The 11,866-nt window shown below is 75.4% G+C and carries 13 protein-coding genes and 1 pseudogene; 3 read left to right on the forward strand and 11 right to left on the reverse strand.

The window, feature by feature from the left end; genetic code table 11:
• Positions 1-75 precede the first annotated feature (75 nt).
• The 8 genes from trpC to ACIP60_RS26025 form a co-directional block, all read right to left on the reverse strand.
• Complete coding sequence (gene trpC, locus ACIP60_RS25990; protein WP_100835746.1) at positions 76-888, reverse strand: indole-3-glycerol phosphate synthase TrpC; 813 nt, start codon at positions 886-888, stop codon at positions 76-78.
• Between the two features lie 176 nt (positions 889-1,064).
• Positions 1,065-1,511, reverse strand: coding sequence for a DUF2752 domain-containing protein (locus ACIP60_RS25995; protein WP_400688303.1), 447 nt, complete (start codon positions 1,509-1,511; stop codon positions 1,065-1,067).
• Between the two features lie 103 nt (positions 1,512-1,614).
• The gene (locus ACIP60_RS26000) at positions 1,615-1,863 is read right to left on the reverse strand and encodes an HGxxPAAW family protein (RefSeq protein ID WP_400688305.1); all 249 of its coding nucleotides are present in this window, start codon (positions 1,861-1,863) and stop codon (positions 1,615-1,617) included.
• A gap of 823 nt (positions 1,864-2,686) precedes the next feature.
• The gene (locus ACIP60_RS26005; RefSeq protein WP_400688307.1) at positions 2,687-3,283 is read right to left on the reverse strand and encodes a TIGR02234 family membrane protein; all 597 of its coding nucleotides are present in this window, start codon (positions 3,281-3,283) and stop codon (positions 2,687-2,689) included.
• A 281-nt stretch (positions 3,284-3,564) separates the two neighbouring features.
• A complete protein-coding gene (locus ACIP60_RS26010) occupies positions 3,565-5,070 on the reverse strand; it encodes an anthranilate synthase component I (protein WP_400688309.1) in 1,506 nt (501 codons plus the stop codon).
• Positions 5,071-5,136: 66 nt separating this feature from the next.
• Positions 5,137-5,511: a phosphoribosyl-AMP cyclohydrolase gene (gene hisI / locus ACIP60_RS26015; RefSeq protein ID WP_100835751.1), complete on the reverse strand. Its 375-nt coding sequence runs from the start codon at positions 5,509-5,511 to the stop codon at positions 5,137-5,139.
• 83 nt (positions 5,512-5,594) lie between these two features.
• Entirely contained in the window at positions 5,595-7,208 is a 1,614-nt protein-coding gene (locus ACIP60_RS26020; RefSeq protein WP_400688312.1) for a hypothetical protein, read from the reverse strand.
• The gene (locus tag ACIP60_RS26025) at positions 7,208-7,522 is read right to left on the reverse strand and encodes a hypothetical protein (RefSeq protein WP_400688314.1); all 315 of its coding nucleotides are present in this window, start codon (positions 7,520-7,522) and stop codon (positions 7,208-7,210) included. The genes ACIP60_RS26020 and ACIP60_RS26025 overlap by 1 nt, the downstream gene beginning before the upstream one ends.
• A gap of 144 nt (positions 7,523-7,666) precedes the next feature.
• Here ACIP60_RS26025 and ACIP60_RS26030 point away from each other — a divergent pair, with 144 nt between their 5' ends.
• The 3 genes from ACIP60_RS26030 to ACIP60_RS26040 all read left to right on the forward strand — a co-directional run bounded on the left by ACIP60_RS26030 (position 7,667) and on the right by ACIP60_RS26040 (position 9,776).
• Positions 7,667-8,182 (forward strand): hypothetical protein, encoded by a 516-nt coding sequence (locus ACIP60_RS26030; RefSeq protein ID WP_400688316.1) that lies wholly within the window; start codon positions 7,667-7,669, stop codon positions 8,180-8,182.
• Between the two features lie 25 nt (positions 8,183-8,207).
• The gene (locus ACIP60_RS26035) at positions 8,208-8,852 is read left to right on the forward strand and encodes a TIGR03085 family metal-binding protein (RefSeq protein ID WP_400688318.1); all 645 of its coding nucleotides are present in this window, start codon (positions 8,208-8,210) and stop codon (positions 8,850-8,852) included.
• A gap of 135 nt (positions 8,853-8,987) precedes the next feature.
• Complete coding sequence (locus ACIP60_RS26040) at positions 8,988-9,776, forward strand: VOC family protein (protein WP_400688320.1); 789 nt, start codon at positions 8,988-8,990, stop codon at positions 9,774-9,776.
• 45 nt (positions 9,777-9,821) lie between these two features.
• Here the strand turns inward: ACIP60_RS26040 and hisF are convergent, their stop codons facing one another.
• The 3 genes and pseudogenes from hisF to priA form a co-directional block, all read right to left on the reverse strand.
• Positions 9,822-10,592 carry an imidazole glycerol phosphate synthase subunit HisF gene (hisF, locus tag ACIP60_RS26045; protein ID WP_100835757.1) on the reverse strand — a complete coding sequence of 257 codons (771 nt, stop codon included), beginning with the start codon at positions 10,590-10,592 and terminating at the stop codon, positions 9,822-9,824.
• A gap of 131 nt (positions 10,593-10,723) precedes the next feature.
• Positions 10,724-11,122 (reverse strand): annotated as a pseudogene (locus ACIP60_RS26050) (RidA family protein); the annotation flags it as partial.
• Positions 11,119-11,847, reverse strand: coding sequence for a bifunctional 1-(5-phosphoribosyl)-5-((5-phosphoribosylamino)methylideneamino)imidazole-4-carboxamide isomerase/phosphoribosylanthranilate isomerase PriA (priA, locus tag ACIP60_RS26055; RefSeq protein WP_400688322.1), 729 nt, complete (start codon positions 11,845-11,847; stop codon positions 11,119-11,121). The pseudogene ACIP60_RS26050 and the gene priA, both read right to left, overlap by 4 nt.
• Positions 11,848-11,866: the final 19 nt, after the last annotated feature.

The raw sequence follows: 11,866 nt of genomic DNA on the forward strand, positions 1-11,866 counted from the left end.
CCCGGCGCGCGGGCGCGCGGCAGCCGCGCGGGCGGCAGCCGGGGGCGAGACGGGTGGCGATCGACACGGCGGAGGTCAGCCCCGCCCGTTGTTGCGCAGCGCCGGGTGCGCCCCGGCGGCGACCAGGTCGGCGACCGCGGTCCGCGGGTCCCGGCCGGTGACCAGGGACTCGCCGACCAGCACTGCGTCGGCGCCCTGGTTGGCGTAGGTGATCAGGTCGTGCGGCCCGCGCACCCCGGACTCGGCGACCTTCACCAGGTGCGCCGGGATGGCGTCCACCACGTTGCCGAAGGTGTTCCGGTCGACCTCGAGCGTCTTGAGGTTGCGGGCGTTGACGCCGATGATCCGCGCGCCGGCGTCCACCGCGCGGGCGATCTCCTCCTCGTCGTGCACCTCGACCAGCGGGGTCAGGCCGATCGACTCGGCCCGCTCGATCAGCGAGACCAGGGCCGGCTGCTCCAGCGCGGCGACGATCAGCAGCGCCAGGTCCGCGCCGTGCGCGCGGGCCTCCCACAGCTGGTAGGCGGTGACGATGAAGTCCTTGCGCAGGACCGGGGTGTCCACGGCGGCGCGCACCGCGTCCAGGTCGGCCAGCGAGCCGCCGAAGCGGCGCTGCTCGGTGAGCACGCTGATCGCGGCGGCCCCGCCGGCCGCGTAGTCGGCCGCCAGCGCGGCCGGGTCGGCGATCGCCGCGAGCGCGCCCTTGGACGGGCTGGAGCGCTTGACCTCGCAGATCACCCGGACGCCGTCGCCGCGCAGCGCGGCCACGCCGTCCTTCGCCTCGGGCGCCTTGGCGGCGAGCTCCTTGAGCTCGTCCAGGGAGACCCGGGCCTGTCGCTCGGCGAGGTCCTGCCGGACCCCGTCGATGATCTCGTCGAGCACAGTCACGCGTGCGCCCCCATCGTGTTTCGCTGGTGCGGCCGGGGGCGTCGAGCGCGGTCCCGGCCTTTCGATTCGATGGTATCGGGCGCGGGGGGCGCACTCCGCATCCGCACGGCGCGCGTCTCGATCGGCGGACCGCCCGGCGGGCGCTCCGGCCCCTCCGTACGCCCGGTGCGCGCCGCTCACCCGACGGGCGGTGCCAGGCCCGCGCCGACCGGCAGGTTCCGCACCACCGCGAACAGCAGCACCGCCAGGACCAGCACCCCCGCCTGCCGGCCGGTGAGCCGCCACCCCCCGCCACCCGGCCGTCCGCGCACCGCCCGCACCGTCCAGGCCGCCCAGAGCGCCAGCAGCCCGAACGCCAGCACCGTCACCAGCAGGTTGTCGTGCACCGCCGTCGGCACGTCCCCCCGGACCAGCGCGTGCACGCAGCGCAGCCCGCCGCAGCCGGGACACCACCAGCCGGTGGCCCGCAGGAACGGGCAGACCGGGTAGTGGCCGGGCGTGTTCGGGTCCACCAGGGCGACGAACCCGGCCGGCAGCGCGACGGCCGCCAGCGCGGCCAGCGGACGGACCAGCCGGCGCGCCGCGGAGCCCTCGGGCCGGGACGGGGCGGCGGGAGCGTTCACGGGGACGATTGTGCCCCCGGGCGAACCGGGCCCGGCCCCGAAACGCCGGACGGCGGGCCCGAGGGCCCGCCGTCCGGTGCGCCGCTGCGCGACTCCGCCGCGATCAGCCCGCGGTGACCGCGCTGCGCTCCTCGGCGGTGACCGGCGCGAAGTTCTTGCTGGGCTGCCGGCCCATGCCCGCCATCGACATGGCCTTGCCGACCACGCCGCCGATCAGGACCACGGCGAGGCCCGCGATGACCAGCACGACGTTCGGCATGATCATCGCGACGCCCGCGACGCAGAAGCCGACGAAGGAAATGACCACGCCGGTCCACGCGGCGGGGGTGTGGCCGTGCGCTGCTGCAGCCATCTTGTTGGTGCTCCTTGTTTCTCCGGGGCCCGGTCGGGCGGGCCTGGGGCGGCGCTCGACGGGTTGACGCTCTCCATTGTGCCGGGCCGAACACGGCGCCCCCAAGCCGGGTCGGGGTGGTGCCGCGCACATCCGGCCGCGGCCGGACCGGGGGGCGGACGGCCGGGCGGGACGGACGGCCGGGCCGGGGACGGACGGCCGGGCCGGGGACGGACGGCCGGGCCGGGGACGGACGGCCGGGCCGGGGACGGACGGCCGGGCCGGGGGCGGACGGCCGGGTAGGGGGCCGGGCGGGCCCTCCGGTCGGGCCAGCCGTTCGGCCCAGTCGATCGGCTCAGGCAGCTCAGCCAGGTCAGTGGGCCGGGACGGCCGGTGGGCCCAGCCCGTCGGGTCAGCCGGTCGGGTCCTCGCCACGGTCCCACGCCTTCCACGGATCGGCCGGGCCTGGTGGTCGGACCAACCGGTCCGATCGGGCCGGGCCTGCGGGAGAGCCAGTCGGTCGGGGCGGTCGGCTCGGCCGAGTTGACCGGTCGGCTCGGCCTGGTGGCTCAGGTAGCTCAGCCAGGTCAGCGGGCCGGTTCAGCCCGTCGAGTCCTCGCCCCAGTCCCACGCCTTTCACAGGGCGGCCGGACCAGCTGGTCGAGTCAGCTGGTCGGCTCAGCCAGGCCAGTGGGCCGGTTCAGCCGGTCGGGTCCTCGCCGCGGTCCAGCGCCTTCCACCGAGCAGCCGGACCAGCTGATCGAGTCAGCCAGTCAGGTCGGTGGGCTCAGCCGAGTCGACCGGTCGGCTCGGCTTGGCGGCACAGCCAGGCCAGTGAGCCGGTTCAGCCCGTCGGGTCCTCGCCGCGGTCCAGGGCCTTCCACAGGTCGGCCGGGCCGGCCGCCCTCCCCGGGGCTGCCGTCTTGCGGGTCGGTGCCTCGTAGCGGGAGCCCATGGCCGGCCAGCCGCTGCCGAACCGGGTGGTCAGTGCGCCCGCCGCCACCAGCAGCAGTCCGCCTGCCAGGGCCACCCAGGGCCATGCCGTCCGGGTGATCTCCTCGGCCCGGCCGCTGCTCAGGGCGAGCTGGCCCGCCGCGACGGCGTGCAGCCCCGCGGTGTCGGTGTACCCGATCACGGCGCCGGCGACCGCGCCCGCGCCCGCCAGCACCGTCAGGGCGCCCACCAGCATCCGCGTCCGGCCGCGTACCGCGAAGACCGCGACCGCCGCCGCCATCGCCACCAGTGCCATCCCGGTCGGCAGCGCCGTCAGTCTGCTCCCGCTCGCGCTCACCGCGATCCGGCTGCCGCCCATCCCGGGCGCCACCCCCTGCGCCCAGGTCCGGCCCACCGACGTCAGGACCAGTACGGCGCCCAGCGCGGTCAGCAACAGCATCAGCCCCAACGTGCCGCGGGACTTCGGGGAAGCAGGCGTCTCACTCACTCCCCCAGTGTCCCCGACCTCACCCCGCGTCCCGCCCCCGCCCCCGGTCCGCGCGTCCTGTCCCTCCGGGTACCAGGGTCGGCGGGGCGTGGTGGCGGGGGCGCCCGCAGGTGAGGGTGGGGGCACGGCACACGTGCCCGTCACCGGCGGAACCGGCTTCCTCGGCGCGCACGCCCTCACCCGGCTGCTCGCGGAGGGCCGCCGGGTGACCACCGCCGTCCGGTCGCAGTCCCGGCGCGGCGACATCGCGTCCGTGCTCGCGACGGCCCGAGCCCCCGGCCTCAGCGCAGCGTGTTCGCCGTGGCGACGGCCCGGAGCACCGCCGCCGCCTTGTTGCGGCACTCGGTGTCCTCGGAGTGCGGGTCGGAGTCGGCGACCACGCCCGCGCCCGCCTGGACGTACGCGGTCTCGTCGCGGATCACCGCGGTGCGGATGGCGATCGCCGTGTCGGAGTCCCCGGCGAAGTCCAGGTAGCCGACGCAGCCGCCGTACAGGCCGCGGCGGGTGGGCTCCAGCTCCTCGATGATCTGCATGGCGCGCGGCTTGGGCGCGCCGGAGAGGGTGCCGGCCGGGAAGCAGGCGGTGAGCACGTCGAAGGCGCTGCGGCCCTCGGCGACCTTGCCGGTGACGGTGGAGACGATGTGCATGACGTGGCTGTAGCGCTCGACGGTCATGAACTCCACCACCTCGACCGAGCCCGGCGCGCAGACCCGGCCCAGGTCGTTGCGGCCCAGGTCGACCAGCATCAGGTGCTCGGCCCGCTCCTTGGGGTCGGCGAGCAGCTCGGCGGCCAGCTCGGCGTCCTCGTGCGGGGTGGCGCCGCGGTGCCGGGTGCCGGCGATCGGGTGCAGCATCGCCTCGCCGCCGGCCACCTTGACCAGCGCCTCGGGGCTGGAGCCGACCACGTCGAAGCCGCCCTCCGCGCCGCCGTCCGGCCCGGGGAAGCGGAACAGGTACATGTACGGGCTGGGGTTGGTGGTGCGCAGGACGCGGTAGACGTCGAGCGCGGAGGCCGGGCAGGGCGCCTCGAAGCGCTGCGAGGGGACGACCTGGAACGCCTCGCCGGCCCGGATGCGCTCCTTCACCACCTCGACCGCCTTGCGGTACGGCGCGCCGCCGAACGGCGAGTGCGCCTCGACCGCGGTCGGGGTGTAGGTGGCCAGGCCGGGGTCGACCGGGCGGCGCAGGTCGGCCTCCATCGCGTCGAGGCGGGCGACGGCGTCCGCGTGCGCCTCGTCGACGCCGGTGGCCAGGTCGTTGTGGTTGACCGCGTTGGCGATCAGCAGCACGGTGCCGTCGGCGTGGTCCAGGACGGCCAGGTCGGTGGCGAGCAGCAGGGTCAGCTCGGGCAGCCGCAGGTCGTCCGGGGTGAGGTTCGGCAGCTTCTCCAGGCGGCGCACCACGTCGTAGCCGAGGTAGCCGACCAGGCCGCCGGTGAGCGGCGGCAGGCCGTCGTCCGGGTGCCGGGGGGTGTGCAGGGCGGCCAGGGTGGCGCGCAGCACCTCCAGCGGGTCGCCGCCGGTGGGGATGCCGACCGGGGGCTCGCCCAGCCAGCGGGCGCCGCCGTCCTCGCCGACGGTGAGCACCGCGCCGGAGCGCACCCCGACGAAGGAGTAGCGGGCCCAACTGCGGCCCTGCTCGGCGGACTCCAGCAGGAAGGTGCCGGGCCGCTCCGCGGCGAGGCTGCGGTAGACGCCGATCGGGGTGAGGCCGTCCGCCAGGAGCCGGCGGGTGACGGGAATGACCCGGGTGTCAGCGGCGAGCGTGCGGAAGGCCTCAAGGTCCATGGGGCACCGATCAGATGAGAGGAGCGGACGGGCGGAGGGACGGTCCGGGGACGGTCGGGGGACAGGCTACTGGGCGAGCGGCAGCACGTCGGCGTCGAAGCAGGTCCGGTCGCCGGTGTGGCAGGCCGCACCGACCTGGTCGACCCGGACCAGCAGGGTGTCGCCGTCGCAGTCCAGCGCGACCTGCTTGACGTGCTGGACGTGGCCCGAGGTGTCGCCCTTCACCCAGTACTCGGCCCGGCTGCGGCTCCAGTACGTGCAGCGGCCGGTGGTCAGCGTGCGGTGCAGCGCCTCGTCGTCCATCCAACCGAGCATCAGCACCTCGCCGGTGTCGTACTGCTGGGCGACGGCGGGCAGCAGCCCGTCCGGGGTGCGCTTGAGGCGGGCGGCGATCGCCGGGTCCAGGGCGGTGCTGCCGGGGGCGGCGGGAGTGGTCGACATGCCCCCATTCTCGCAGGCCGCCACCGGCCGACGGCTGCCGGGCGGTGCTCCGGCGGCCGTCGGGCGGGGCAGTGCTGCGGCGGTCAGCCGAACGCCGTCCGGATCCGCGAGCGGTCCACCCGGTAGGGCGTCGGCTGCTGCTCCAGGCCGAGGTCGCCCAGCAGTTCCCGCTCGACCGCGTTCTTGTTGACGTCGCTCCTCAGGCCCTCCTTGGCGACGCCCAGGGCCGACTGTCCGGCCGCCCTGAGGTTGCCCTTCAGGGTGCCGTCGCCGATCCGGACGCCCTCCCGGTCGTCCTCGTCGATGCCCAGCCCGGCCTTGATCCGGTCCTGGGCCCAGTCGCCGACCTTCTCGGTGGCCTTCTCGTCGAGCTTCCGGGCGATCCTGGCGGCCTTGCCGGTGCCCTCCTCCAGCTTCCGGACCTCGTTGAAGGCCGTCTCGACCTTCTTCATCTTCTCCATCACCTTGGCGACGTCGCTGAGCTTGCGGGTGGCCTTGACCGCCTTGCCCATCTCCTGGAGCGCCTTGAGCAGCTCCTCCAGCGCCTTCGCCAGCTTGGTGGACACCTGCGCCACCCGGGCCACGAAGGTGGCGATCTCCGCCTCGTCGATCAGCGCGCCGACCAGCGCCGCCGCGCCGAAGGTCACCACCGAGAGCACCGCCTCGGCGGCCAGCGAGGCGATCAGCGCCTCGATCGCCTCGGTGATGATCTGGATCACCATGCCCTCGGCCGTCGCGCACTCCTGCGCGGCCGAGTTGATGATCTGCGCGGTCTGTAGCATCTCCTCGGCGGTCTGGTCGAGCGCGTCCGCGACGTCGCCCATGTGACCGCCGAACGCGTCGCTCGCCGCCCCCTGCCAGCTCGCCGCCACCGGCATCGCGCCCGAGCGCAGCTCCACCGCGACCGAGTGCACCGCGGCCGCCTGGGCCTGCCACTGCGCGGTGGCGTCGTTCAGCTCCGCCAGGTTGCCGGTGACCTTCTCCAGCATGTCCAGCAGGCCGGACTCCTCCAGCGCCCACTCGACCGCCTCGTCGAGCGCCCCGCTCAGGCCGCCCCGCGACTCGTGCTCGGCCTCCGGCAGCTCCTGGAACGTCCGCTCGATCTGCGCCCGGGCCCACGCGTACGCGTCGGCCGGGCCGCCCGGCGCGCCCGGCAGGCCGTACCCGGGCAGCGTGCTCGCTCCGGCGGCCCCGACGGCCCCGCCGATCCCGGCCCCCACGTACCCGGGCGATGGGGCGGGCAGCGTGCTGACGCCCTCGGACCCCGCCGACTCACCCGGTTCGCCCGGTTCGGCCGGCTCACCGGTCCCTTCGGGTTCCTCCCCGGAGCCGAACAGCTTCTCCCCGACGTAGTCGCCGGCCCTGCCGCCCAGGCTGCCCGCCGCGCTGGTCCCGGCCTCCTTGAGCGCCCCGCTGAACCAGGACTGCCGCGGGTCCACCAGCGCCGCGTCCTCGCCGCCGGTCTCACCGTTCCCGCCGGTCTCACCGTTCCCGCCGTTCCCGGCGGGCGTGCGCGCGCCGGTGCGGATCTGGTTCGGGTCCCCGACGTGCGGTGCCGGACCGGTGCCGTGGCCGGGCGCGGGCGCGGGTGCGGTCGGCTGCCGCGGGTGGTCGGCGCCGTGCGTCGTGCCGGAGGCTCCCGAGCCGCCGGAGCCGCCGGAGCCGCCCGAGGTGTGGTGCCTGGTCCCGTGCGCCATCACCGGCCCCCGCTCATGGTGCCCGCGACGTACTCCTCGTGGTCGGTGTAGTTCCGCGACACCCCGGACAGCCCCTGCGCGCTGCCGTGCAGCGCGTCACCGAGCAGCCCGACGTTCTCGCGGCCGGCACCGGCGTGCTCCTGGAACGCCGACGCCAGGTGCTGGGCGTTCGGCAGGTGCCCGAACGCGTCCGAGGAGAGGGTGATCGCCGCGGTGGCCTCCGCGATCCGCCTCAGCTGCTCCGCCTGCTCGGCCAGCAGCGACGAGTACCGGTCGAGCACGCTCGGCTCGACCTGAAACCCGCTGTCCCCCATGGCAGTTGCCTTTCTCGTACATCCCGTCCGACAGGCCGGTCATCCTACTGATCAGCATGCAAAGGATGAGCAAACCGATGCCCGGAAAGGACTGACGTGACAGCTGTTGTGCCCTCAGAATGTCCTTGAACGGAGGGGGTCCGCATGAGCGGTCGACAGAAGGCTTTCCTGGCAGGCCTGGTGGCCGCGCTCGTCGTGGCGGCGGCGGTGGTGGCGCTGCTGTGGCCTGCCCCGAAGAAGCCCGCCGCCGCGCCGCCGCCCCCGAGCCCCTCCCCCAGCCCGAGCCCGAGTCCGAGCCCGTCGAAGACGTACCCGTACCCCTTCTATCCGCCGGGCACCTGCCTGACGGTGCCGTGGCTGAGCGACGTCACGACCACCACGGTGGTGCCGTGCGACCAGCCGCACGACTCCGAGACGATCTCGGTGGTGGTGCTGCCGGAGGGGCTGACCACCGACGGGACGATCATCCAGGCCACGCTGGGGCTGTGCAAAGAGCAGTACACCGCCGTCCAGCAGCGGCAGGAGGGGAAGACCCCGTACTACAACAGCCCGCTCTCCCCCGGCGCGCAGTACTACCAACAGGGCTACCGGGACGCGAGCTGCGCGGTGACGGTCAGCAACCAGAACGACGACCGCAAGATGACCGGACCGCTCAAGTAGGCCGCCCGCGCCGTACGCTGGGCGCATGGTGAGTCTTGCGCAGGGCGAGCGGGCCCGGTTGAGTCGGTTGTTGGCGGCGGCGGGCCCGGAGGGGCCGACGTTGTGCGAGGGGTGGGTGGCGCGGGACTTGGCGGCGCACCTGGTGGTGCGGGAGGGGCGGCCGGACGCGGCGGCGGGCATCCGGGTCGGGGCGCTGGCCGGGTGGACGGAGCGGGTGCAGGGGAAGGTCGCGGGGCGGGGGTACGAGGGGGTGGTGAAGTCGTTCCGGTCGGGGCCGCCGGCCTGGTCGCCGTTCAACCTGCCGGGGGTGGACGGGGCGGCGAACCTGGTGGAGTTCTTCGTGCACGCGGAGGACGTCCGCCGGGCGGTGCCGTTCGAGCCGGAGCCGGTGGGTGCGGAGCTGGCGGAGGCGCTGTGGAAGCGGGTGCCGGCGGTGGCCCGGTTCAGCGACGCCAAGGCGCCGGTCTCGCTGCGGCTGGTGCACCCGGACGGCCGGGAGGTGACGGTGCGTCGGAAGGGCGCGCCGGTGGTGACGGTGAGCGGGGAGCCGGGCGAGCTGGTGCTGTTCCTGTACGGGCGGGGCGCGCAGGCCGCGGTGGCGGCGGAGGGCGCGCCGGAGGCGGTGGAGACGCTGGCGCACGTGCTGCCGCTGCCGAAGGCCGGGGCCTGACGGGGATCGGGGCCTGACGGAGACCGGGGCCCTGACGGCGGCCGGGGCCTGACGGCGCGTCGGCCCGCTCCGTCCGGTCGGTGTGCCAGCCTGGGCTCCAGGCCCCTCCCCCGCCCCTCAGGAGCGCACACCGTGGTGAGCAGCGACTTCCGACCAGGCTCGCCGAACTGGATCGGCCTGGGCAGCCCGGACCTCGCCGAGTCCGCGTCGTTCTACGGCGCGGTGTTCGGCTGGACGCTGGACCGGTCCAGCCCGGACGGCCACGGCTCCTTCCGCCGCGCGGGCCGGACGGTGGCGGGCGTCGGCCCGCTGACCGAGGCGGAGGCGCTGCCCGCCTGGACGGTGTACTTCGCCGCGGCGGACCCGGCCGGCGTCGCGGCGGCGGCGGAGCGCTCCGGCGGCACGGTCCGCGCCCCGGCCGCCGAGGTGCCGGGGCGGGGCCGGTCCGTGCGGCTGGCCGATCCGACGGGCGGCCGGTTCGCGGTGTGGCAGGACGCCGGGGCGGCCGGGCTGGAGGCGGTGGGCGGGCCGGGCGCGCTGTGCCGGGCGGAGCTGCGCACCCCGGACGTCCCGGGGTCGCTGCGGTTCTACCGCGGCCTGTTCGGCTGGCGGAGCCGGGACTCGGAGCCGTCGGGGGCGGAGTGCGCGGCGCTGGGCCCGGCGGACGGCGGGGCCGACTTCGGCGCGGTCGCCCACGTGCACCCGCGGGTGGACGCGGGCTGGCTGGTGCACTTCGCGGTGGCGGACGCGCTGCTGGCCACCGACGAGGTGCGCCGCTCGGGCGGGAGCGTCCTGCTGCCGCCGCGGCCGGTGCCGACGGTGGGGCGGGTCGCGGTGCTGGCGGACCCGTTCGGCGCGCAGTTCGCGCTCCTGGAGCCGGAGTCGGGGCCGGAACCGGAGCCGGGGCCGGGGCCGCGCCGGTGACGCACCGGCACGGCCCCGGACGGGCGCCTCAGCGCACGGGGGACGTCAGCGGACGGGGTGCCCGGTGGCCCGGAGTTCGTCCTTGACCTGGCCGATCGTCAGGTCGCCGAAGTGAAAGACGCTGGCGGCGAGGACCGCGTCGGCGCCGGCGTCGACCGCGGGGGCGAAGTCGGCGAGCTTGCCGGCGCCGCCGGAGGCGATGACCGGGACGGAGACGGCCTTGCGGGCGGCCCGGATCATCTCCAGGTCGTAGCCGTCCTTGGTGCCGTCGGCGTCCATCGAGTTGAGCAGGATCTCGCCGGCGCCGAGTTCGGCGGCGCGCGCCGCCCACTCGATCGCGTCGAGGCCGGTGCCGCGCCGGCCGCCGTGGGTGGTGACCTCGAAGCCGGAGGCGGTCTCGGTGCCCTCGGGGCAGCGCCGGGCGTCGACCGACAGGACGAGCACCTGGCGGCCGAAGCGTTGCGCGATCTCGCGGACCAGCTCGGGCCGGGCGATCGCGGCGGTGTTGACGCCGACCTTGTCGGCGCCGGCCCGCAGCAGCCGGTCGACGTCCTCGACGGCGCGGACGCCGCCGCCGACGGTGAGCGGGATGAAGACCTGCTCGGCGGTGCGGCGGACCACGTCGTAGGTGGTCTCCCGGGAGCCGGACGAGGCGGTGATGTCGAGGAAGGTCAACTCGTCGGCGCCCTGGGCGTCGTAGAGCTTGGCGAGCTCGACCGGGTCGCCGGCGTCGCGCAGGTTCTGGAAGTTGACGCCCTTGACGACGCGTCCGGCGTCCACGTCCAGGCAGGGGATGACGCGTACTGCGAGTGTCACGGCTGGGTGCCTTCCGAGGTCTGGGGGCCGGCCGGGTCCGGGGCGTCGGCGGAGGTCCGGACGTCGGCCGGGTCCGGGGCGTCGGCGGAGGTCCGGTCGCGGGCGGCGGCCAGGGCGCGGGCGAGGCCCGGCCGGTGGGCCTCGACCTCGACCTCGACCATCATCCGGGAGTCGGTCAGGCCCTGGACGACCACCATGGTGGTGACCGGGCGGACCTCGCCGAAGAGTTTCCTGTGCGCGCGGCCTACCTCGTCGCAGTCCCGGACGTGGGTGAGGTACATCCGGGTGCGGACCACGTCGGCGGCGGTGAGTCCGTAGGGGCCGAGCGCTTCGAGGGCGACCTCGAAGGCGGCCAGCGTCTGCTCGTACGGGTCGCCCTCGAAGACGGCGACGCCGTCGTCGTACGCGGTGCAGCCCGCCACCAGGACGGAGTCCCCGGCCGCCACCGCCCGGGAGAATCCGTACTGGTCCTCGTAGGGGGACCGTCCGGACTGGCGGGCGACGGCGGCGGCCGGGGTTTCGTCGGTCATCGGGACACAGTCTCCAGGGCCTCTTCGAGGGTGAACTTCTGCTCGTAGAGCGCCTTCCCCACGATCGAGCCCTCGACGCCCTCCGGTACCAGGGTGGCGATCGCGCGCAGGTCGTCGAGGGACGACACGCCGCCGGAGGCGACGACAGGCCGGTCGGTGGCGGCGCAGACGTCGCGCAGCAGCTGGAGGTTGGGGCCGGTCAGGGTGCCGTCGCGGTTGACGTCGGTGACCACGTAGCGGGCGCAGCCCTCGGCGTCGAGGCGGGCCAGCACGTCGTAGAGCTGGCCGCCGTCGCGGGTCCAGCCGCGGCCGCGCAGCGTGGTGCCGACCACGTCGAGGCCGACGGCGATCTTCTCGCCGTGCTCGGCGATGACCTTGGCGACCCACTCGGGGCTCTCCAGGGCGGCGGTGCCGAGGTTGACCCGGGTGCAGCCGGTGGCGAGGGCGGCGGCCAGCGACTCGTCGTCGCGGATGCCGCCGGACAGCTCGACCTTGATGTCGAGGCGGCCGGTGACCTCGCGGAGCAGCTCGCGGTTGCTGCCGGTGCCGAAGGCGGCGTCGAGGTCGACCAGGTGCAGCCACTCGGCGCCGGCGTTCTGCCAGGCGAGGGCGGCGGCGAGCGGCTCGCCGAAGGAGGTCTCGGTGCCGGAGGCGCCCTTGACCAGGCGGACCGCCTGGCCGTCGCGGACGTCGACGGCGGGCAGCAGTTCGAGGCGGTTGGTCATGTTCTGAAGGACTCTTCCG

The organism is Kitasatospora sp. NPDC088783 (assembly GCF_044750705.1).
GTDB classification, from domain to species: Bacteria; Actinomycetota; Actinomycetes; order Streptomycetales; family Streptomycetaceae; genus Kitasatospora; species Kitasatospora fiedleri.

Bases quoted from the DNA above. Each gene is read 5' to 3' on its own strand.
- ACIP60_RS26030 (WP_400688316.1), top strand. From the start codon at position 7,667: ATGAGCGGTCGACAGAAGGCTTTCCTGGCAGGCCTGGTGGCCGCGCTC.
- ACIP60_RS26025 (WP_400688314.1), bottom strand. From the start codon at position 7,522: ATGGGGGACAGCGGGTTTCAGGTCGAGCCGAGCGTGCTCGACCGGTAC.
- ACIP60_RS26000 (WP_400688305.1), bottom strand. From the start codon at position 1,863: ATGGCTGCAGCAGCGCACGGCCACACCCCCGCCGCGTGGACCGGCGTG.
- ACIP60_RS26035 (WP_400688318.1), top strand. From the start codon at position 8,208: ATGGTGAGTCTTGCGCAGGGCGAGCGGGCCCGGTTGAGTCGGTTGTTG.
- hisI (WP_100835751.1), bottom strand. From the start codon at position 5,511: ATGTCGACCACTCCCGCCGCCCCCGGCAGCACCGCCCTGGACCCGGCG.
- ACIP60_RS26010 (WP_400688309.1), bottom strand. From the start codon at position 5,070: ATGGACCTTGAGGCCTTCCGCACGCTCGCCGCTGACACCCGGGTCATT.
- ACIP60_RS26020 (WP_400688312.1), bottom strand. From the start codon at position 7,208: ATGGCGCACGGGACCAGGCACCACACCTCGGGCGGCTCCGGCGGCTCC.
- priA (WP_400688322.1), bottom strand. From the start codon at position 11,847: ATGACCAACCGCCTCGAACTGCTGCCCGCCGTCGACGTCCGCGACGGC.